Source organism: Bradyrhizobium sp. AUGA SZCCT0222 (genome assembly GCF_018130205.1).
Taxonomy (GTDB): domain Bacteria; phylum Pseudomonadota; class Alphaproteobacteria; order Rhizobiales; family Xanthobacteraceae; genus Bradyrhizobium.
The window spans coordinates 95,375-117,455 of the sequence record NZ_JAFCLX010000008.1 but is presented as its reverse complement, the minus strand read 5'-3'; the positions used below and the strand labels follow the sequence as shown (position 1 = coordinate 117,455).

18 protein-coding genes and 1 pseudogene are annotated in these 22,081 nt (G+C 57.6%); 10 read left to right on the top strand and 9 right to left on the bottom strand.

The window, feature by feature from the left end:
* Positions 1 to 170: 170 nt before the first annotated feature.
* Positions 171 to 812: an HD domain-containing protein gene (locus tag JQ629_RS09555; protein WP_212412431.1), complete on the top strand. Its 642-nt coding sequence runs from the start codon at positions 171 to 173 to the stop codon at positions 810 to 812.
* Between the two features lie 650 nt (positions 813 to 1,462).
* On the opposite strand, the gene JQ629_RS09550 is transcribed toward JQ629_RS09555, so the two are convergent.
* Both JQ629_RS09550 and JQ629_RS09545 read right to left on the bottom strand, forming a co-directional pair.
* Positions 1,463 to 2,023, bottom strand: coding sequence for a hypothetical protein (locus JQ629_RS09550; protein ID WP_212412430.1), 561 nt, complete (start codon positions 2,021 to 2,023; stop codon positions 1,463 to 1,465).
* Between the two features lie 11 nt (positions 2,024 to 2,034).
* A complete protein-coding gene (locus tag JQ629_RS09545; protein ID WP_249134926.1) occupies positions 2,035 to 3,300 on the bottom strand; it encodes an acetamidase/formamidase family protein in 1,266 nt (421 codons plus the stop codon).
* Positions 3,301 to 3,712: 412 nt separating this feature from the next.
* Between JQ629_RS09545 and JQ629_RS09540 the strand changes: the two genes are divergently transcribed.
* Positions 3,713 to 4,138: an OsmC family protein gene (locus JQ629_RS09540; protein ID WP_211995944.1), complete on the top strand. Its 426-nt coding sequence runs from the start codon at positions 3,713 to 3,715 to the stop codon at positions 4,136 to 4,138.
* 120 nt (positions 4,139 to 4,258) lie between these two features.
* Here the strand turns inward: JQ629_RS09540 and JQ629_RS09535 are convergent, their stop codons facing one another.
* The gene (locus JQ629_RS09535) at positions 4,259 to 5,662 is read right to left on the bottom strand and encodes an aldehyde dehydrogenase family protein (RefSeq protein ID WP_211995945.1); all 1,404 of its coding nucleotides are present in this window, start codon (positions 5,660 to 5,662) and stop codon (positions 4,259 to 4,261) included.
* Between the two features lie 385 nt (positions 5,663 to 6,047).
* Here JQ629_RS09535 and JQ629_RS09530 point away from each other — a divergent pair, with 385 nt between their 5' ends.
* The gene (locus tag JQ629_RS09530; RefSeq protein WP_211995946.1) at positions 6,048 to 6,515 is read left to right on the top strand and encodes a carboxymuconolactone decarboxylase family protein; all 468 of its coding nucleotides are present in this window, start codon (positions 6,048 to 6,050) and stop codon (positions 6,513 to 6,515) included.
* A 39-nt stretch (positions 6,516 to 6,554) separates the two neighbouring features.
* Positions 6,555 to 7,202 (top strand): cysteine hydrolase family protein, encoded by a 648-nt coding sequence (locus tag JQ629_RS09525; protein ID WP_212412429.1) that lies wholly within the window; start codon positions 6,555 to 6,557, stop codon positions 7,200 to 7,202.
* A 256-nt stretch (positions 7,203 to 7,458) separates the two neighbouring features.
* On the opposite strand, the gene JQ629_RS37710 is transcribed toward JQ629_RS09525, so the two are convergent.
* Together JQ629_RS37710 and JQ629_RS09515 are read right to left on the bottom strand one after the other, a co-directional pair.
* Positions 7,459 to 8,280, bottom strand: a complete 822-nt coding sequence (locus JQ629_RS37710; RefSeq protein ID WP_212412428.1) for a helix-turn-helix domain-containing protein — start codon at positions 8,278 to 8,280, stop codon at positions 7,459 to 7,461.
* A 303-nt stretch (positions 8,281 to 8,583) separates the two neighbouring features.
* Positions 8,584 to 9,357: a histidine kinase dimerization/phosphoacceptor domain -containing protein gene (locus tag JQ629_RS09515; protein ID WP_212412427.1), complete on the bottom strand. Its 774-nt coding sequence runs from the start codon at positions 9,355 to 9,357 to the stop codon at positions 8,584 to 8,586.
* Positions 9,358 to 9,729: 372 nt separating this feature from the next.
* On the opposite strand from JQ629_RS09515, the gene JQ629_RS09510 reads away from it, so the two are divergent.
* Together JQ629_RS09510 and JQ629_RS09505 are read left to right on the top strand one after the other, a co-directional pair.
* Entirely contained in the window at positions 9,730 to 10,155 is a 426-nt protein-coding gene (locus JQ629_RS09510; RefSeq protein ID WP_211995950.1) for a response regulator, read from the top strand.
* A gap of 79 nt (positions 10,156 to 10,234) precedes the next feature.
* Complete coding sequence (locus JQ629_RS09505) at positions 10,235 to 10,858, top strand: response regulator transcription factor (RefSeq protein ID WP_211995951.1); 624 nt, start codon at positions 10,235 to 10,237, stop codon at positions 10,856 to 10,858.
* A 337-nt stretch (positions 10,859 to 11,195) separates the two neighbouring features.
* On the opposite strand, the gene JQ629_RS09500 is transcribed toward JQ629_RS09505, so the two are convergent.
* A complete protein-coding gene (locus JQ629_RS09500) occupies positions 11,196 to 13,988 on the bottom strand; it encodes a PAS domain S-box protein (protein WP_212412426.1) in 2,793 nt (930 codons plus the stop codon).
* A gap of 434 nt (positions 13,989 to 14,422) precedes the next feature.
* Between JQ629_RS09500 and JQ629_RS09495 the strand changes: the two genes are divergently transcribed.
* Complete coding sequence (locus JQ629_RS09495; protein WP_212412425.1) at positions 14,423 to 16,027, top strand: GMC family oxidoreductase; 1,605 nt, start codon at positions 14,423 to 14,425, stop codon at positions 16,025 to 16,027.
* Between the two features lie 159 nt (positions 16,028 to 16,186).
* Here the strand turns inward: JQ629_RS09495 and JQ629_RS09490 are convergent, their stop codons facing one another.
* From JQ629_RS09490 to JQ629_RS09480, 3 genes are all read right to left on the bottom strand, one after another.
* A complete protein-coding gene (locus JQ629_RS09490; protein WP_502752713.1) occupies positions 16,187 to 17,122 on the bottom strand; it encodes an HlyD family secretion protein in 936 nt (311 codons plus the stop codon).
* A gap of 255 nt (positions 17,123 to 17,377) precedes the next feature.
* The gene (locus JQ629_RS09485) at positions 17,378 to 17,581 is read right to left on the bottom strand and encodes a DUF1656 domain-containing protein (protein WP_211995953.1); all 204 of its coding nucleotides are present in this window, start codon (positions 17,579 to 17,581) and stop codon (positions 17,378 to 17,380) included.
* Entirely contained in the window at positions 17,578 to 19,530 is a 1,953-nt protein-coding gene (locus tag JQ629_RS09480) for an FUSC family protein (protein WP_211995954.1), read from the bottom strand. Before JQ629_RS09480 ends, JQ629_RS09485 begins: the two co-directional genes overlap by 4 nt.
* Before the next feature lie 237 nt (positions 19,531 to 19,767).
* Between JQ629_RS09480 and JQ629_RS37030 the strand changes: the two are divergent.
* From JQ629_RS37030 to JQ629_RS09465, 3 genes and pseudogenes are all read left to right on the top strand, one after another.
* Positions 19,768 to 20,199 (top strand): annotated as a pseudogene (locus JQ629_RS37030) (DUF983 domain-containing protein); the annotation flags it as partial.
* Positions 20,200 to 20,378: 179 nt separating this feature from the next.
* Entirely contained in the window at positions 20,379 to 21,023 is a 645-nt protein-coding gene (locus JQ629_RS09470) for a flavodoxin family protein (protein WP_211995955.1), read from the top strand.
* Positions 21,024 to 21,388: 365 nt separating this feature from the next.
* Positions 21,389 to 21,997 (top strand): isochorismatase family protein, encoded by a 609-nt coding sequence (locus JQ629_RS09465; RefSeq protein WP_211995956.1) that lies wholly within the window; start codon positions 21,389 to 21,391, stop codon positions 21,995 to 21,997.
* Positions 21,998 to 22,081: the final 84 nt, after the last annotated feature.

Sequence of the window (22,081 nt, the reverse complement as noted above, 5' to 3'; positions counted from 1 at the left end):
TGTTTCCCCCGGACAACCGAGCCCCGGGGCCGTCCCATTCCCTGTCCCTCGGACGGCCCCCTTTTTTCGATTCACGGTCCCATGGGAATCCGCGAGTCTTCCGTCCGGTTCTCCATCTTCCATGTAACCCACAACTGCTCATTGCAGGCTTGACAAAAGCGAGCTTCGAAATGTCCCAAATCATCGCTGGAATTCCAGTGCCTGGCAGCGCCATCGTCAACGCCGCCACCGAGCTCGTCCGAGATACCGAGGACGACTTGCTCTACAATCATAGCCGGCGGGTGTTTTTCTGGGCCGCATTGACCGGCGAGCGGCGCGGCCTGAAATACGACCCCGAACTGCTTTACATGGGCGCAATGTTCCATGACATGGGTTTGACCGAGCGCTATTCAAGCACCGATCAGCGCTTCGAGGTCGACGGCGCCAACACCGCGCGCGATTTCCTCAAATCCTATGGCGTGCCCGAGCGCGATATCGAAGACGTGTGGATCGCAATCGCGCTCCACACCACACCGGGCATTCCTCAGCATATGCGCCCCACCATTGCACTGGTGACAGCCGGCGTTGAGATGGACGTGCTCGGCATCGCATACGACGATTTTTCCCAGGAACATCGCCATCAGGTTTGCGCATGTCATCCGCGCGAGGCGAATTTCAAAGAAAACATAATCGATCACTTCGCCAACGGTATCATACGAAAGCCCTTGACGACCTTCGGAAACGTCAAGGCCGACGTGCTTGCCCTCAAAGATCCGACATACAGAAGGATGAATTTTTGCAGCATCATTCTTGGATCACAATGGCCCGATTAGATAGGCCAGAAGGGCGATGACGATGTCTGCTCAGCAAAGGAATGTCGATAAGCATCCACCCTCCGCAACGCAGCGCGCGGCCTCCAACAGCAAGCAGGTTTCCGCGGAGGACTATTGGCTCGACGTTGCCCTACAAGACAGCTTTCCGTGTAGCGACCCCAGTTCGTCGAGGCGGTCCGATTAAGTCGCTACGCCCTTCTTGATAGCCAAGTTTGGCGGCCCTCCGTCACCACAGCACGAGCACCCTTTGCCGCAAGTGCCTTGATCCGATCCGAGATCGGCGGCTGCTCGATATTTCCGCGACAAGCGCGCAGCAGACGGCCACCATCACGATACCCCAGATGACCGTGCGCAGTTTCACAACATCCCCTCGCCGTTCCACGTGTCTGGCGTCTCCACATGTGGCACCACTCAAACCTGTTGTTCGACAAAATGAGGTGATTTTGGTAAGGTGCCCAAAGTGGTCCTGCAGAGTTCCATCTGTTCTGGTCCAATCAGAACGCCATCACGTTCTACAATCTCATGACTTACATCAGTAGTTACGACGCTGGACCCCATCTTCCACCAAGGTGGCCATTTTTTCCGGCATGCACGGCAGAAATTTGGACGGGCGTAAAGGTTTGCGGCACGCTGACACCATGACTATGTCATCAATCATTGGGCGCCCCTTCGCCGGCGAAGAACGCGTACGATCCTCGGTGAGCCGGAACAATTCCGTCAGGGGCACCTGCGGGTGCGGGCAACGCGTCCTTTTGCTCAGCTAGCGTCTGCGCGAGGAGATAGGCATGGCCGGCCAGGAAATCCGGCCGGCACACCAGGACGTGGCTCCCGAATGAGACAATGAGCCTTAACGGGACGTTGCGGATATCATCGAAGGGCGGCTTGGCGAGAAAGAGGGCCTCGGCGCTCTCCGCTGCCATGATAGCGACGTCCTGTTGCTGCGTGCCAATGAGCACGCCAACGCGTCGGGTGTCCACTGCGCGGGCCAGCTGGGCGCGTGAGGTGGGCAGAGAGCGAGCCAGCACATCGACAACCGCCCTGGCGAAGGCATTGGCGATTTCATCGTCGCGCTGGCCGACAATCAGAAGGCGATAGCGCCGATAGATCGACCACATACCGTCCGGCTCTAGATCGGCGATAGCCGGACTTTGCCCGGCGAGAAAAAACGCCGCGGCACTCACGCCAAATGTTAGCAGGTCACGTCGCTTCATTGTCGCCTCCGTTACTGTTCCGGCTTGAATACGTCGCGATTCAGGATCGCGGTGACACCGACGTTCGGAAAATTAACAACTTGCGAGATGTTGAGATCGACGGCCACACTGACTAGCACGTAGGCCTGCTCGCGGGTCAGCCCCTTCGTCTTGACCAGAAAATCGATCATATTGATGGTGGCGTTTCGAGCCGCCAGGGTGAGGTCTTCAGAGAGGTTAGCGAGCGGGGCAATTTTCTGTCCGCCAAGGTAGGTCGAATACAACGGCACCTCGCCTTCGGGCTTGAGCGGAAGTCCCGTGACCGCGTAAAAACTCGACGGGGCGAGCTTCTTGAGCTGCGAGCCGCCTTCGAAGTGCATGGTTGAGATGAGTGGAGCCCCACCCGGGATCACCCTGGCCTGAAGCGTCACCTTGGCGCCCGTCTCGATGGTCGTGCCGGCCACCTCGCCGCCTCCCATGGCGTAATGCACATCACCGGCGAAGAGCCCGCATCCATCAATGAAGCAAGGCAACAGCACCGTAGTACCGACGACGGTCTCCTTGGCATCGACGTTACCGCCATTCTCACGCGGCGGAACGGTCCGCACGCATTCGGCCTTCGCTGTGCCATCGACGCCGCAAAGGTCCAATGGCAGGGCGTCCACCGGCTGGGGCGTCAGCACCGCGCCACCCGCATCAGCCAGCGCTTGCTCCCGCTTCAGCCATTTGTCGAGCTCTGATTTGTCCGGGAGCACTCCAATGGTGCCCATAAAGGCGTTGTTGGGAATCGCAATTCCCGGCATGTCTTTCGAGCGAGCTTCAAGCCGATTCAGCTCCCAGCGGACGATGTAAGGATCGGGAAACAAATCTCGCAGGAACCCAAATCCCGGCACGATAGTGGTGGAACCAAACTCGTCGGGCGCGATGTCCACCACGGTTATCGCAATGGCGTCACCACGCTTCGTCCCTTCGATGTAAACTGGCCCGGTCAGTGGATGACAAAGATTCAAATTGATCGCCGCCACATCCGCCGACGTCGAATTGAAGTCGAGCTCCGAATCCAAACCATCGCGCGTCTCGAGTATGAATTTCTGACCGGGCTTCACGCGAGCGACTGGCTTGACCGCATAATGAATCCGGTTAAAGCAATTTGGATCATCTTTGCAGTGCTTGCCGGATTTTGCCACAATCACCGGCGCTGGGCCCTTGACGTCGCTGGTATCAGCGAGTGCGATGTTTGCGCTCCCGATGAGGTACGCGGCGACCACGGGCATAATCTGAGCAAATTTTGAGTCCATTGGGTGTCTTCCTTCATAATCAAGCCGGCGTGTTAGACGCAGAATGACACCCATGACGCGCTGCATCTTTCGAAAGAGGCAGATGCTTTTCCGGAATGCACGGCTGTCAAAGCTGAAAGTCAGCGGATCCGCCGCATGGTGTCACTGCAGAGGGACGATCTACGTCTTCGATTTGTTTGAGACCGCACGGCGTGGTTTCCTACGACGGTGATCCGCAACCCAATTCCAAGAGCAATAGGAACTGTGCCTCAGTAGCAAGCGCACCAATTATGCCCGCGTGCGATTACGCAAGGGGGGTCAGATTAGAAAGACGGCGCCTATGGCTGAATGGGAATGATCTGAAACTTAGTGAAAAACATCTCTTCAAGCGTCATGAACAGTAGCGTTAATAGACAAAAGGTAGGAGAATCTGATGAAAACGCAGGGCACAGCAAGCTGGAACGGCGGCATTAAGGACGGCAAGGGCGCTATCTCGACCAAGAGCGGCGCGCTGACAAGATACCCTTACGGCTTCGGCAGTCGATTTGAAGGGAAGCCCGGCACCAACCCGGAAGAACTGATTGGGGCGGCCCACGCCGGTTGCTTTACCATGGCACTTTCGCTGATCCTGGGTGAGGCAAATTTTGTAGCAGACCAGATGGATACCACGGCCGAGGTCACGCTCGAAAAAGTCGCCGATGGTTTCGCTATCACCGCAGTACATTTGACATTGAAGGCCAAAATTCCCGGCATCGACCAAAGCACCTTCGAAGATCTCTCCGGCAAGGCAAAGATCGGTTGTCCTGTGTCAAAGCTGCTCAATGCCACAATAACACTAGATGCGACGCTTCAATCATGAACGATGATTTCGCCGCGATCGGCTCTGTCCAGCTTGCCCTCGCCCCCGACTCTCAACCCTGATCGACTCTCCCATTGCGGCACGTGCGAAGGTTAAACCTTCCCACGTGCCAAGCGCCCGCTACTTCAGCATCGTGATGGTCTTGACCTGGGTGAATTCTTCAAGCCCTTCCGGACCCAGCTGGGTGCCGATACCCGATTGCTTGGCGGCACCAAAGGAAATATCGGGCGACACATCAAGAAACGTGTTGATCCAGACAATGCCTGAATCAATCCTGGCTGCGACGCGGAACGCCCGATCGAGATCCTTTGCCCATACCGTTCCACCGAGCCCATATTCCGAGTCGTTGGCACGCGCGATCGCGTCGTCGATGTCAGAATAGCGCAGCACCGGAACAACAGGGCCAAACTGTTCCTCGCTCACCAGCCGCGCATCGTCGGGGATATCCCGGACAATCGTTGGCCGGATGAAGTAGCCCTTGCGGTTGAGCACCTCGCCCCCCGCCACGATCTTGCCGTTCCGCCTTGCATCCTCGAGAAAGCCCTTAACCTTCTCGAACTGCGCCTTGTTCTGCAGCGGACCCATCTGCGTCCCCTGCTTCAGCCCATCATCGACCACTGACTCGCGCGCCAGGCGTCCCAGTTCATCGCAAATCTGCTCGTACTGCGAATCGTGCACGTAGATCCGCTTGGCCCCGAGGCAGATTTGTCCGGCGTTCATCATGGCGGCGCCGAACACCTTGGGGGCCACCTCGATCGGATCGACGTCATCGAGCACAATCGCGGCGTCGTTACCGCCCAGTTCCAGGGTAAGCCGCTTTAACGTGCCAGTCACACTGCCCATCACCTTCTTGCCGGTCGCGGTCGAGCCAGTGAAGGTGACCTTGGCCACGTCAACGTGGCTCGAGAGCGCATCACCCAGATCATTTTGGTCGACGATGACGTTAAACACGCCGGCGGGCAAGATCTCGCCGCAGACCTCCCCGAACAGCAGCGTCGTTAGAGGTGTCGTTGGCGCCGGTTTCGCGACCAGGGTGTCGCCGGCCAGCAGCGCCGGCGCCACCTTGATGACGAGAAGGAGCATCGGGAAATTCCACGGCACTATCGCCGCAACCACGCCAAGCGGGGTGTGCTGCCGTACGATTTTCCTCGTAGCGTCGTCCTTCAAGACTTCGAACGGCAGGTCGAGCGTTGCGTGGTAACGAATAATACCGACGGTAAAGCCGATCTCCCAGTGCGCCTCAGAAAGCGGCTTACCTTGCTCTTGAGTCAACAACCGCGCGAACTCATCCTTTCTTGCTTCGAGCGCGTCGGCTAACCTGACCAACAGCGCACCACGCTCGCGAACCGGCTTGGCCGACCAGGCGGGGAACGCTGTCTTGGCGGCCGCGACCGCTTCGTCAAGCTGCGCACGATCGGCGCGCGGGGCCTCCGCCAGCACTTCCTCGGTCGCGGGATTGATGACATCAAGCCTTGCGGCGCCCGACACCAGTTTGCCGTCGATAAGTAGCTTGAATTCTCTCATGGCTCTCTCCTTGCTGCACCAGGATCAAGCAGCCGCGCAACATGGTCGGCGTGGCTGCGATGCGGGCTCGCGAGAGCCCGTTATCCTCGCACCCTGATGACAGCAAATTCGAGACCGCTCTATCAGACCTAGGTGTCGCCGATACCTTGGGATCGGTTTGCGCGAACCAATTCAGCGCCGCTAATCCGTACAGGTGAGGCCAGCCGGCAAGAGCGCCATCCGCGAAGATGCTCGATGCTGCCGGCGCTCCGACACCAAAGGACAATGGACGTCTCGTGATGGACGACCATTTCCTTTGAAGCGCCAGAGCGAACGCCTTCTGCGCTTGCAGTCGTCGTCAAAGACCGTTCAGGCGCTATCGAAACCGTCAATCCAGGGAGTCATCATGAGCAATCGCATCGACTACGCCAAGGCTTCGCCCGCAGGATACAAAGCTTTCGGCGGCGTGTACGTTCATCTTCAAAACAGCAGCCTCGAGAAAGAACTCGTCAATCTCGTCTACCTGCGGGTTTCGCATATAAACGGCTGCGCATTCTGCATCGACATGCATTCCCGCGACCTCCTCAAGCTCGGCGTTACCGTAGACAAGCTCGTACTCGTACCGGTTTGGCGGGACGCCGGCGCGCTTTTCAGTGCCCGCGAATGCGCCGCGCTTGCTTGGGCGGAAACCGTAACCCGCGTGGCCGAAACCAACATTCCCGATGCTGACTACCAAGCGGCCAAGGCCGTATTCCGCGACAAAGATCTTGCAGATCTAACATACGCAATCAGCTTGATTAACGTGTTCAATCGCTTGTCGATTGCGTTCCGTACGCCGCCCGCTGCTGCCGTCAAGGCGGAGAATGCCGCATAGGCGAAGTTACCATTGTCTTGGTTAAGCAAGGAGAGTTCGATGACGCCCACTTACGACCCGAAGATTACCGCGCTGCTGTGCATCGACTTCTACAACGACTTCCTGAGCGCAGGCGGGAAACTCTGGCCGTGGGTCAAGGACATCGCCGAGGAGGTCAACCTGCTCGACAATCTTCGCACGATCGTACGGGCAGCCCGCGAGGCGGAAATCGCAATTTATCACGTTCCGCATCATCGCTGGGAACCAGGCGACTATGTGGACTGGAAATACCCCTCTCCCTATCAGCTCGGCGCGGCAGAGCGCCAGGCCTTTGCGAAGGACACTTGGGGTGGGACGTTGCATGACGACTTCCAGGTTCAGCCGGGCGACATCATTGCCACCGAACACTGGGCATCAAGCGGTTTTCCGAATACAGACCTCGAACACAAGCTCAAGCGGTACGGCAAGGAAAAGATCATCTGCACAGGCCTGCTTGCGAACACCTGCCTTGAAGCCACAGCACGCGTCGGAATGGAACTCGGCTTCCACGTCACGCTGGTTCGAGACGGCACAGCGGCCCGCTCGCATGAAGCCCTGCATGCTGCACTCAACATCGACGGCCCGACCTTTGCTCATGAGATTTTGACGACGGCCGAGCTGGTATCGGCAATCAGACGCTCCGTGCCTGCCGACAAATCCGCGGCCTAAGCCGGTCAGTCCGAACGCCAGTTCCGATCGGAGGAGGTGGACGGAGGCCTGGCACGATTTGCGCGCCGGCCCACAAATTCCGGCGCCATCACCCGGCTATGCCAAACCGCAGACTATTGCGCCCACGTTGCGTGGGTACTCCGGCAATAGCACAGGCGATACGCGTCCCCGAGGAAATAGATAAGATGCTGCACCTAGCCATTGCCCCGCGGGTGTAGGCCACTCGGCGGGGGTCGATACTCAAATCCGAAATCATTCAGACGCCGGACCAAGATGGAGAGCACGTGGCACTTTGGGGCCGCCCCGGTTCTTCCCGGGACACGGGCGCGGCGGGAATTTGGCGTTCGCTCCTAACAACAAGCCGCCAGCGCGCTGGGCTTTGGCCAGTGAGGCGTTTGAAGACGGTCGAGAAATGAGATTGAGCCTGGAAACCGACCGTAAGCGCCACCTCTGCCAGCCCCATATCCGTGCCTAATAGTATGGACTTCGCGCGTTCGATGCGTTGATGGAGCAGATAATCGTGGGGACGCAATCCGGTCGCGGCTCGAAACTGTCCAGCGAAATACATCCGCGACAATCCAGCAACCGCGGCAAGATCCGCGAGAGTCAAGGCCTTGTCAGAGTGCGCCTCAACATAGTCCTGCACGCGCTTCAGTCGCCACTTGGGTAGCACATTTGTCGTTGGCGGCGACAATTCCATTCGAGCTATATGCATTACAAGCGTTTGGCCTACGCTATCAACATAACACTCATCGCTCGTATTGTTGTCCTCGACCAACGTGCGGCCCAGCAAATCCGCTAGGGGATCGCGAATAATAAGGTCATTCGGGTTCGACGTCGCCTTTGTTGGCTCAACCCCCGCTGCATTTTGGCGGTCTCGAAGATAGCCGCTCAATACGTGGAAATGGATGAAGTCGCATGGCTCAAAAAACTCGGCGGTCAATAACTGACCCGGACCGGTGACGTGCAGCGTCCCGGCAGGCATAATGCCGTCATATATAGTATGTGGACCTCTCATGAACTTGAGACGCGTTGTCTTCAACGCAACGCCAATAACATACCGCTCGGTGGGCGACACCGCATTCTCGCAACGACGAAGGCTCCTGCGATCGATCCAGCGCGATATCAGAATGTCCTGTTCGCGCGGCCGTTCGTCGATAGCACCCGGGCAACGCCAAACTCGCTCCTCATAAAGGCCTCGACGCGTTATGTGATGCCCTTCCGCAGCCTGTAACGCGCGATGGGTTGCGGCTCGCTGGATATCAGGTCTGACCCTAACCGTCTGGCAGGACATCTTTTTCTTCCATCGAATTGCGGCGTGAGCTGCGCGGCCCATTACCGGCTGCCCGCGCGTCTGATTGCCGAAACGCCCCCCCGAGAATCATTTAGTACTGGCTGTATCTGAAACTTGTTTCGCAGACGCAGTGGCGCCGGCTGCCTCGGCGTTTGCAGCAATCCAATCACAGCCATCCAACTGCAGATCGCTGCGCGTCTGCAGAGTGTTATCGTCGATCGGAAATATAAGTACTGAAGTGGCGCCCTCCGCCCCAAATCGATGAACGATCTCTCCATTCAACCCGCTCGCTAGGGCCGCCATGATTTTCAATCCTTGACCCGGGGTAGATGAATGCCTTGACGACCCATTGTCCATGAAGCTGCATTGCGCAAATGGTCCGAAGCTCGACAATTCGATTCTAATTGTTCCTCCTCGGTCGCCGAAAGCGTGCCGAGCAGAATTTGTGATCAACTCGGAGATAATCATACCAAGCTTCCAGCATTTCTCGGCGTCCAGATGGAGAGCAGACTCGGACAGCACCATCTCGATCCCTCGTCGATCCAGGACGGCACGCTTGATCGATTGGCAAAGTGTACGGATGTACTTGGATGCATCGACACCTGAACTGTATGTCGGAATTTGAAGGGCCCGATGCATGTCGGCATAATTATGCAAGAGATTTATCACTTCGAGCAACGCCGCCTTCACCTCATCGCTGCTCGAGCGCGAGGCCATCCTTGACGAAACTCCAATAAGGGAGGCGTACTCATTGTTGATTCGATGTGCGAGCTCGCGAACCAGGAGATACTCGCTCGTCTTCATCGGCTCACTGGACGCAACAACGTCCGCGACTTCATTTTGTAATCGGATCGCCCGCATAGCGTAATCCTGAATAATTTGTGGGTTTGTGCGATTAGCCTGAATCTTGAACTGAACTGACCTTTTCTCACCTTGATCGACTTTCGCTTGCGATCGCACGATGCGGGAAGCGCACACGCGAATCTATTACACCATGGTGTCGTCGATACTTTTCGGTAGTCCGTGCTGTGCCGGCATCCCTGCGCTTGGAGAACGTACCCAGCCCAATCGCCGGCGTTCCTTCGAGACGGTTACCGAGGCAGCGGAGGCGGTCCCGCTACGAGTTCTCCGGTCTGAGGACCTGGAATGCGATTGGGGGCCTTCAATGAAGCCCCCCCAAACCGACACCAAGGTATGATCGACCTTGACCCGTAGATTGGCGCAGAGTCCGTGATGGTGACCGGCAACGATGGCGGCAGATACGCAGTGCGTTATGAGGAACTCGTGATTACCAAGCGCCCGCTTGTATCGGTCGTCGACGACGACGAGTCGGTCCGCGAGTCGTTGCCAGATCTGCTGAAGGAATTCGGCCTCTCCGTGCAGACGTTCTCTTCGGGCGAAGAGTTCCTCGCGTCTCAATACGTCTCCGAGACGGCGTGCCTGATCCTGGACATCGCAATGCCCGGCATGAGCGGGCCTGCCGTGCAACAGGAGTTACTGCAACGTCAGAAGAAAATACCGATCGTCTTCATTACCGCCCAGGAATGCGAAGCCATCCGTCCGCAATTACTCGAGCGAGGCGCCACCGAATGCTTGTCCAAGCCCTTCAGCGACACGGCTCTCCGGGAGGCAATCAACGCCGCGCTTGGAACGAAATAGCGGCAGGGCATACTATTGCACGGGAGGGAATCTAATGAAATTATTCAGTGCGCCTGGCCATAGCTCGGGGTCGGTACTCATGTCACTCGCCACGCCAATTGTGTTCGTTGTCGACGATGACATATCCGTTCGCGAATCGTTGGAAGCATTGATTCGATTTGCGGGTTGGGAGCCGGAGACATTCGTATCGGCGCAGGAGTTTCTGTCGCGCGCCCCGGCTGTCGTCCCGAACTGCCTGGTGCTGGACGTCAGCCTTCCGGGCCTCAACGGCCTCGACCTGCAAAAGCGCATCGCTGCCGACCGGATTGATATGCCAATCATTTTCATTACGGGTCACGGCGACGTGCCCATGACCGTCCAGGCAATGAAGGCGGGAGCGGTTGAGTTCCTGATGAAGCCATTCAGCGACGAGGTGCTGCTGAACGCTATTCGACACGCGCTCGAGCGCAGCCGCGGCGTCCTTGATCACGGCGCGAAGGTGCGAATGATCCGGGACCGTTACGCGTCACTTAGCCGCCGAGAGCGGGAGGTCATGGCCTTGGTCGTGACTGGACAATTAAACAAGCAGGTCGCGTTTGAGCTCGGCATCAGCGAGATCACGGTGAAAGCCCATCGAGGCAGGGTAATGCAAAAGATGAAGGCCGACTCTCTCGTCGACTTGGCGGCGATGGCCGCGACACTCCATCTTGCGCCGGGAGAATAATTAGGAGCGGCCGCGGCATTTCCGCCTTCAATATTTCATCGGTTGCTTCACGTAGACCGCCACCTGAGTAAGAGCCGTCAACTCGCCAATGCAAACGGCATCGTTTCTTTTTGTAAATTGCGAGAGTCGCGCGAAATACGCCATCGTCTGGATCCGATAGAAGAAGACGTCATGGAGAGATTACCGATCGGCCCCTCGCCGTCCTGGGCCTCTCCATGGACGCCTCCCCCTGAACTGGCCCGATGACTGAACAGTCATCGGGCTTTTTTTGTCCAGGCAACGACTGGTCACAATCAGCAATCAACGACCAGAAATTGCCTTCAAACGCCTCTCATGCTCAGCTTCTTATCGGGAGTGTCCGACTTGTGCTCGTTTCCTGATTGTGGTCGCTCTCTAATCCAAGCGGAATGGAAAACGAAAATGAAACGCCATGAGTTTCGTTCGGCGTCACCCAAAGGCGGCCACGATGATTCTCGACAATGGAGCGGCTAACCGACAAGCCGATCCCCATGCCGCCAGCCTTGGTCGTGTAAAAAGCATCGAACAGCCTGTTGGTATCCTGAGGATTGAATCCTGCTCCTGCGTCTTGCACAGTCACACGAACCTGATCATCAGGATCTCGCTCGGTTCTGACAACCAGCTTCCTCGGACGATCTTCAACATCTCTCATCGCGTCTGACGCATTTCGGATCAGATTCAGGATAACCTGCTGCAGCTGAACTCGATCGCCCATGACAAGCGGAAGCTCATTTGCAAATTCGGCCTGAATGTAGACGCGGTCCTTTTGAAGTTCGCCCAACAACAGCGCAATCACCTCCTGCGCGGCTTCACTCACGTCAACCGATTCGAATACGAACTTCCTCTTGCCAAAGAGCGCACGCAACCGAACGATGACATCGGATGCGCGGTTGCCGTCCCGAATCGTGCGCCGCGCGGTTTCGCGCGCTCCTTCGACATTGGGGGGCTCAGCGGCCAGCATCCGAAGGCAGGTACTGGCATTGGTGAGGATACCCGACAGAGGTTGGTTAACTTCGTGCGCGATCGACGCCGTCAATGCACCAAGGCTTGCGACCCTCACGACGTGAGCCAGCTCTGATCTGACTTCGCCGAGCGCCATTTCCGCGAGGTGGCGCTTCGTAATATCCTGGACAGCACCAATGTACTCCAGCTGGTCATGCTGGTTTTGAGTCGCGTGAGCGACCAAGTGCAGGTACTTTACCGAATGGTCCGGCATCTGGAGTCTGTGTTCGTACTCGAAACCGTCAGCTGCACTGTTCGCCCGGGCCATCATGTCGCGCAGCAAGTGCATGTCATCCGGGTGAACGCGAGTGGCAATCAGTTCGACCGTTACAGGAACCGCCTGATCAAACTCGAAGATGCGATAGACCTGATCAGACCACATGATGTCGCCTGTCGCCAAACACCATGAGAAGCTACCCGTACGACTGAGGCGCTGCCCTTCGCTGAGAAATGCCTCGCTTTGCCGTAGTTCTTCCTCCCATTGTTTTCGTTCCATAATGTCGCGCAGGTAGCCTGTGAACGATGGCGGCCCGTCCAGCGGGATACGAGAGATCGTCAACTCAACCGGAAACTCGCTTCCATCAGCGCGCACCGCGACCGTCTCAAGGCGCTTTCCGATTAACCTGGACTCACCTGTCGCCAAATGACGGGCTAGTCCCAGCTGGTGTTTCTCCCGCATTGAGGGAGGGACGATAACTTCGGCCAATTGCTTGCCAACGACGGCATTTCTTCGATAGCCAAAAGTCCGTTCCGCGGCTGGGTTGAACTCGGTAATGGATCCCTCATGATCGATGGTAATGATGCAGTCGATCGCTGAATTGAGGATCGCCGTCTTCCGTGCCTCACTTCGCTTCAGCGCCGCGTCACTCTGCGAACGTTCGATGGCGATGCTGGCGATGTGCGTAAATCGCTCAATAAGTGACTGATGTTCCACCGTGGGTGATCGCGGCTCGCGATAATAGAGCGCAAAGGTCCCCAGAGTCTTTCCGGTCAAGGACACGATCGGCGTCGACCAACACGAGATCAGACCGTGGCGTTTCGCGAGATCGCGCCATCCATTGCGCCAGCGGGTGTCGGTCGCAACGTCCGACATGATTACCTGTATCTTTTCCCGCGCGGCCGTTACGCATGGGCCGCCCCTATCCTGCAAGGACCAGCCGCGCGCTGCCTCGTTGAATTCAGCCGCGAGGCTCGGCGCTATCGCTTCCTCGAACTTGTTACCAGTGGCATCGACCAACAGGATACTGCAGTAGCAGCCATCCATGGTGTCTTCGGCCAACTGGCAGAGCACTTCGAGTATCTCCGACAATGATTGGCGTCCTGCCACCATCTCAAGAAGCCGCTTCTCGCTGGCGAGCAGCGCCTCAGCTCGCTTTCGGTCATCTATATCGGTTTGCAGCACGTACCAACGAACGATATGACCGCGCGCATCCCTAAGAGGCAATCCGCGGACATGGAACCACCGATAGACGCCGTCCGCCCGTCGTATTCGATGCTCGATTTCGTAAGTTTCCCCGGTGGCTATCGCGCGTTCCCAGGCACCTGTCACAAAGCGAAGATCGTCCTGATGAACCAGATCACTCGTTTTCCATTCATTCAGAGTTTGGGGCGTTGCATCTGCACCGACGTATTCCAGATAATGGCGGTTGACATCCTCTATCTCGCCAGCCGGCGTCAAGAACGTCATCAAGGCGGGGATTGTGTCGGTGACATTGCGGTGTTGCTCATGGCGCGGTCCCAAGGGGTCTGCTGATTGTCTTTGGTCTTCAATATCGAAACCTAATCCGCACCATTTGGTTACCGTTCCAGACGCATCGACCACGGCACGCATTCGGAAAACGAACCAGCGATACTCCCCATCACGGCTACGGAGCCGCGCTTCCATTGTCCTCGGTTCGGCAACCGACAGGCCGGGTTTCCACCACGCGATCAGTTTAGGCACATCTTCGGGGTGGCTTGCCGCGCACCACCCCGTTCTGAGCAGATCATCAATGCTGAGTCCTGTGAACTCACGCCAAGACTCGCTGAGGAAATCAACATGCCCGTCAGGCAGTGTCGTCCACACCAATCCGGGAAGCGTGTGAAGAGCGGGACCAAGATCGTCTTTCATGTCGACCCTTTCTCGACGATCGCCATGATACGATAGTGTTCTAAATTGCGAAAAGAGGTCGATGATACCTTGGTGTCGGTTGAGCAGTTGACATTCTGCCAGCATACTCCGCCCAACGACCGAGCCACAACCGATTTTCACCCGATATATCCAGCACTTATGGGCAGCGTCGGACGCTCGCTGATGGACGCGAGCGGGATGATCGCTCATCCAGAAACACCGGATGCAAATCCCCACAACACCTAGGTGCAATGGATTCACGTTCGATCCTGCGTAATCACAGGTCAGCAATTTCGGTGCTTCCATTCCATGCGAGGCGGTTTCGCAACGGCATCGAAGCTCGGCAGTCCCAAGCAGCGGTCGTCGGTGAAACCGCGCGTTGGGACAGCCGATCTCTCATTGAAGAACGCATCTTATCTCGACGGGAGCGCGCCATGGACCATTGTGAATTTGACTACATCGTCGTTGGCGCCGGTTCGGCCGGGTGCGTATTGGCCTCTCGCCTGACGGAGGATCCAAACGTTACGGTCTGCCTGTTGGAAGCCGGCGGGCGGGATTCCAGCGTCTTGATTCATGCGCCGGCTGGCTTCGTCGCGATGGTGCCAACCAAAATCAATAACTATGCATATCAGACGGTACCTCAGTCCGGCCTGAATGGCCGCCGCGGATATCAACCGCGCGGCAAGACGCTTGGAGGCTCGAGCTCGATCAATGCGATGTTCTATGTGCGAGGAAACAGGTGGGATTACGACCACTGGGCATCGCTCGGCAATCCGGGCTGGTCTTATGACGAGGTATTGCCGCTGTTCAAGCGCGCTGAAAACAACGAAGAATTCAAAGATGACTTCCACGGACAGGGTGGTCCACTGAACGTTACCTATCCGCGACACCAGAGTCCGCTCACCAACCTGTTTCTAGAGGCCGCTGCCCTGCACCAGATTCGGCCAAACCCCGATTACAATGGAGCCGAACAAGAGGGCGCCTTCAAATATCAGGTCACTCACAAGGGCGGCGAGCGCTGGAGCGCTGCCAAGGCGTACATAACCCCCAACCTCTCGCGAAAAAATCTCAGGGTTTTGACCCATGCCATCTCGGCGAAGGTATTGCTTGAAAATCGCCGTGCATGTGGCGTGATGTACTACCAAGGAGGCGGATTGAAAGAAGTGCGAGCCCGACGAGAAGTGATCCTGGCGGGCGGGACCTTTGGCTCACCGCAGCTACTGCAGCTTTCCGGCATTGGGCCCGGCGAAGAGCTGAAAAAGCTCGACATTCCAGTCGAGAATGACGTGCCTGGCGTCGGCAAGAATCTACAGGACCACATTGACTACGTTCAATCGTGGCGCGTGCCGAACGATACTGAAACAGTTGGCATTTCGCTCCGAGGCGCGTTGAAGCTGACACGCGCGATCTTCGAATGGCGCAAGGCGCGCACAGGCCTCGTGACGACGACCTATGGCACTTCCGGCGCATTCATCCGTTCGTCGCCCGATGCCCCAGCTCCCGATCTGCAGTTGATCTTCGTCATCGCGATAGTTGACGATCACGGACGCAAACTCCACATGGGTCATGGCATCTCCTGCCATGTGGACGTCTTGCGCCCGTACAGTCGGGGCACCGTTGGACTTGACAGCACCGACCCGCGCGATGCTCCCCGAATTGATCCCAAATTCCTTTCAGATGAGCGCGATCTGAAACTGCTGGTCAAGGGAGCCCAGATCCAGCAACGCATCATCGAATCCCGACCTTTCGATCGGCTCCGCGGCAAGATGCTGTACCCGACGCGATCCAACGATCCCGCCGGCTTGGAGAAGGATATTCGCTGCCGCGCTGACACGCAGTATCACCCGATCGGCACCTGTAAAATGGGCCCGGAAAGCGATTCGACGGCCGTGGTTGATGCAAAGCTGTGCGTGCGGGGTGTTGGCGCGTTGCGCGTGGTTGATGCGTCGATCATGCCAACCATAGTCGGCGGCAACACCAATGCCGCGACAATCATGATTGCCGAAAAGGCCTCCGACTTGATTCGAGAAAGCGCCTGACTTCGCTAGAACGTCATAGCGGAACACGGAAACGGACCCTGACTTCATACGCGAACTATCGCGATAGGCTGGTGTGACTTCCTTGGACTGTCTTCCTTGGACAAGGCATTAGCTTTCCTGTTCACTGAAGCAAGAAGGGTTGCGATCGCGCAGTTCTTGTCACCTACCGCGGGGTGCGCAGTCGGGTGAACCCTGCGGACCGTGAATGACGTTACTCAAGCGATTCGTAAGGTTATGAAAGTGCCGGTGAAGCCAGCCACCACTGTCACTCGCCCGCTCGTCGCGGATCGTCACCGTAACAGTCATTCCCGAAACGAGCGGAACCCCGGCCGGTACATTGGTGATCTTGAGGCGCACCGGCACTCGTTGCGCCAGTCGCACCCAGGTGTAGACCGGATCGACGCTGGGCAGCCCCTGGGTGCTCGGTGCGGCGTTGGAGACGCTGATGCCGCGGGTCACACTCTCGACCAGCCCCAGGATCGGGTCGCGATATCCCATCAGTGCCGCTTCGGCATGCATGCCGACGCAGACATGAGCCATCTTGGTTTCCTCGAAGTAGCCGTCAATCCAGTAACTATCCGCATCGATGACCGAAATGTTGGTCGCGCCAGCGTGAGCATAGTCTCCGACCCGCATCAGTAGATTGGTGACATAGCCATTGACGGGACTGCGCACCTGCGTCCGCTTGAGATTAATGTCGGCTTGTGCAACTTGCTGCTGGGCAGCGTCGAAGGCCGCCTGCGCCTGGTTAGCATTGCCGGCAAACACTTGCTGCTCTTCGGGTGTCGTGGCGAGGTCGGAGAGCCGCATTCGCCGTTCCGATTGGATTCGCTTGACCTGCAAATCGGTGGCTTTCTGACGCAATATCGCTTGGCTCGTGTCGAGCGCCACCTTGAAGTCGAACGTATCGATCACATAGAGCACGTCACCTTCGCGAACGAACTGGTTGTCGACGACTCGGATTTCCGTAATTTGCCCCGACACCTGAGGCGCAATGCTCGCTACCTGCACGCGGATGCGGCCGTCTCGCGTCCACGGCGCGTTGACATAAACGTCCCAGATGAGGAGAGCGGCTAACCCGGCGAGCGCAAGGATGGCCGCCGTCGTCGCGCGCTTGAACACCTCCCGAGCAAAGCGAGCCGTAGGGCCTCGAACCCCAGTCACCTGCCCTTTCAAAACGGGCCTTTCGACGCTCAGATTCCGTTCAAGGGTAACGCCAGGCTGATCTCCGCCCGGCGCGAGGCCGCCATTACTCACAGAGCGCTCAGCCACCGTGGCGCGGGTATCGGCTGTGTTATCCTTCGTCCGGTCGTCTGTGATGGTATCGTGCAGCTGCAAGACCTTCTCCCTCTAGAACACCGCAATCAAAAGCGCGAGAACCAAGACGTAGAGGCTCAACTCCGCCGCCGGCGGATTACTGAAGGCGCGTTCGAACGATACGAGGTACAGCAAGGGACGCAGCACAGCGAAGATTGCAAGGGCGGCACCTGCATAGAGGACGAAAGGCGAGACGAGCACCCCGTCGAGGACCAATTCAGAGAAGGTATGCATCATGAGGCAAAAGACCCATGCGGATGGAAGCCGAGCGCGGCGGTGGGGTCGATCAGGGAAGCAGCCCAGATCAGATCCAGGCGGGCCGCGCGAGCGAGGGCCAGGTCATCACGACTGAACCCAGCGGTCGCGCCTGCGAGATCGTCGGCAATTCGGCGAAGGCGAAGGGGATCACAGGCAGCCAGAGCCGCATTGGTCTCGACCATCAACCGTGAGCCCGTTCGAGCAACTAGTTCGGTCAGCGTTGTCCGAACCCGGCGCACAGCCGCCGCACGTCCGAACAACTCCATAGCCTGACGGAGGTCATCCCGGTGTCCATCTGACGAAGGTTGCAGCGCTGCGAGTTGCCTAATGCGGTCCGCGTCTCGGAACAGGGCCTCTTCATTTGGGCGCCGAGAGTAGCCATCGGTAAGGAGTCCGCGCATCTCTGCTTGCGCCGACATCAGGTACCAGTGCCGCCGAAGCGCATCGGACGTTGGAAGGATAACCCGGAGAAGGACGAACAGCAGGATAACCGATGCGATCGCAATAAGGCTGGAGAACAGGTAGGGTTCGGGGTCGTAACGCTGCGGATTCGTTGGCGAGAGCATCACGGGAAGGACAACCAGCACAAGGAACGCGGTCACGGCCAGTCTCGGGTTGGGCGCCGTGCATAGGAGGGCGGTGGCAATGACGCTTGGTGCTATACCGATCGCCAAGAGAGGAAACTGGTCGACCCCGTCCAGAATAAAAAATTCGGTTACACCCGCAAGCATCACAGCGATCGGTACAGCGATAACAGCTGCTGTGGCGAAAGCGCCCGAGTTCGGAACGTTGGCACTCAGGGCAATGATCACTCCTGTCAAAGCGATGCCTAGCGATGCGAACGGCCAGCCGCCAAGGGACAATAAGGCCGCGATCGTCAGCGCTACCAGAAACGCGCGCAGCCCGTTTCGTGCCGCCACTCGGCTCGAACGGTAGATGGGCGCATCAAACTCATGTGTAGGGCGACGGCCTGCTTGGAGAGCTCCAATAGCGTCTTTAGCTCTTTGGTTCTCGACCAGCAATTCTAGAGCGTAACGGACGAAAATCGCCTCGTACGGGTCGAAGTTATCGGAATTCGCATGCTGTTGCAGGCGTCCAGGCAAAACACGGTTCTCTTCCGCCAGGCCATTGTCGAGTGCCTCCCCTAGCCCGGTTCGGAGAGATCGCAACGTCGTCGGGGGGAGTGATGCCAATGCGCCTACGGCGCTGACTACACCGACCAATGCTACGGCCGCGTTACGGGCTGCCGCGCGCCGCGCCGACCCACGACCCGATTCGACCGCAAGGGCCGAGATGTCGGGACGAAGCGCTGTGATCTCACGCAGCAGATTAGCCGACCGGATCGGGTCGGCGCTCTTGCCACCGAGGATAGCAAGTGCAACGGCAATTATTCGCCGATGGATGGTTGTGAGCTTGGACAACAGACTCGCATCCAAGTTCGGAGCACCGAATACTTCGCCGATCAGAGCGAGCGCGGCGACTCCGACCACAATAGCCGCACCGCGGTTAAAGCCGGCCAGGACGATGTTCTGAGGCGAGTCGATCTGGACCACAGCCACCAGAGCAACCGTATAACCGGATAACACGGCGCCGTAGGCCCTGCTGTCCTCCAAAAGCCCGCCGACGTAAACGCAGAGTCCGAGCCAAGCCGCGAAGACGATTATGAACAGCTCACGAGTTTGCGCGAACAATCCAGCAATCACAATAGACGCGATAATCCCGATGATAGTGGCGAGAACTCGGTATAGCGCCCTTTGATAGACCTGCCCCCGCGTCTGTAAGGCGAGAATGCTGACGGTAACCGCGGCGGACGACGCGCTGTCGAGCTGCAGCCAGAAAGCCGCATACAGGGCCGTCACCATGGCGGCCCACGTCCGGAACGCAAATGCCCACGCAGAGAGGGGAAACCCGGCAATCATACGAAACATAGTCTGTCCGAGCCCCTCAATCCATTCAGAATAGCTCTCGTGAGGCCGGGGAATACCGGGACCGTGAGATAAAGGATGATGTTAAGCGAAGCGCGAATCTATTGGACCAAGGTGTCGTCAAGACTTCAGTGCCATCGGCCGACTGACCTGCGAATGTAAAAAAACAGTTCAAGGCAGGAAGAATAAATTCGATCAGAAGGCGAGGATATGGGTGCTGCCAATGAGGAGGGCATCGAGATGACGCAAACAATCCCTGTGGCGCGGGCGACAATCAGTCCAGCGCCCGCCCGCCCTGAAGAAACGACCTCGCTTTACCAGGCGATGATGCGTGGATTTCGTTGCAGATGCCCGAACTGTGGCAAAGGTCATCTGTTCGGCAAATATCTGAAGGTTGCTGATCAATGCGAAGAATGCGGCGAAGAATTTCATCACCACCGTGCCGATGACTTGCCAGCCTATCTCGTCATCATCGTGGTTGGCCATGTTATCGTTCCGGCCGTTCTGGCCGTCGAAGTTGCCTACTCGCCACCTTACTGGCTACACGCGCTGATCTGGCTACCACTAACTCTCGTGAGTTCGCTCGGCCTTCTGCAACCTACGAAGGGCGCAATCGTCGGTCTGCAGTGGCAGACAGGCATGCATGGTTTCGAAGCGGCCAGGACGCGCAGGCTGGAGCAACTTGCCATCACCGCTTCGGTAACATCCGAGCCGGCGTTGATCGGTCCAGCACAGCAGGTCGTGCATTCTCGACATTGGTCGGACAACATGAAAGACGATCGCGCATTGTTCGGACTAAGCACTGACCGAGCCCAAAAGGGGACAGAACACATTTCCGATCGGTGTCAACCATGAACCACGAAGTACCAGCCATTCCAATAACGGTTGCCGTGCTATTTCACAGCGGCTTTGGCCACACTGCTCGGCAGGCAGAAGCCGTGCGGCGTGGTGTCGAACGGGTCGCGGGCGCATCTGTCCTCTTTTTGACATCAGACGAGGCTCAGGGCCGCTTGGATGACCTTAAACTTGCAGACGCAATCATCTTCGGCGCCCCGACCTACATGGGAAGCGTGTCCGGACGGTTCAAAACCTTCATGGATTCGACGTCAAAACCCTACGCTACGGGCGCGTGGAAGGACAAGATCGCGGCAGGCTTCACAAACTCGGGGTCAAAGTCGGGTGACAAGCTCGCTACACTGACCCAATTCGCCATCTTCGCGGCGCAACACCGCATGCATTGGGTCAATCTCGGTCTTCCGTCCGGCAACAACAGTACGTACGGCTCAGATCACGACCTCAATCGGCTTGGCTTCTGGCTAGGCGCCGCGGCACAGTCGAACAACGATCAAGGGCCTGACTTTGCCCCACCCGAATCCGATCTTCTGACCGCCGAATACCTCGGCGAGCGCGTGGCAAGGGTCACGCAGCAATTTGTGCGCGGTCGTTTGCCTGCAGTCGAAGGCTTGTTGCCAGACATCCTCGAGAGCACATCATGATCGAGTCCGGCTTCGTTGGCGAGCTCCCCGCCGAAACTGAAATATCGTGCACGCATCAAAGATTTGCTTCACTAGGTTCATCATACTGCGTTCCGTACACCTCCCGCTTTCTTCGGCGCGAACCGGAGTTGCTGCATAGGCTCATCGTCGTGCCACAAGCCGACGTCGCATTCGTATCGCGACCTAGTGTGGTGCGATCGAGATGGCTTTCAACGGAAGCCTTTTTGTAAACCAGTCTTGAAAACGAAATTTGCGGGGAAAAACGTGATGCATCGATCGTGTGTTCCGCGTCATAAGCGGACTTGGCCGATAAGCCTCAGGACGTCTGCTTCGGCCACTCGACCCAAACGAAACCGGAGAATAATATGTCAAAGGCACTCAAGGCCCAGGATTGTGCCCTGATCCTGATCGATCATCAGATCATCTCGATGTCCATGATCAAAACCCAAGCCCTTGAAATCGCCAAGCACAACAACATCGCCCTGGTGAAGGCGGCTAAAATCCTCGGCATTCCCAGTGTCTGGACCAGCAGCAACGAGGACGCCAACAAGGACTGGTGGATGCCAGGTCTGGAAGAGATCAACCGCGATGCCTATGCGCGCCGGATCAAGCGCACCGGCATTGTCGATTCCTGGAACGATCCGGACTTTGTCCGTGCCGTCGAGGCAACGGGACGCCATAGCTTGATCATGGCTGGGACCACCAATGACGGCTGCCTGCTCTATACCGCCCTCAGCGCTCGGCGGGCTGGCTACGAAGTTCACGCGGTCCTCGATGCTGGCGGCTCGCCTTTTCAGATTTCCGAAGATGCCGCTCGTTTGCGCATGATGCAGGGAGGCATCGTCGTGACGGCAACTAATACCCTTCTGGGCGAGCTCGCGGATAACTGGGCACTCCCGCACGGCCAGCAAATTCGACTTGTTCTGGCCGAAACATTCCAGCACACGCTCGGCTCTTTCGGCTTGTCCACTTAGGCACACCAACGAAACCGGTGACGAAGGGGCTCCGTCTAAGTAGGCCCGGGCCATTGTTGCACCCGCAACAAGCAAACGAACGGA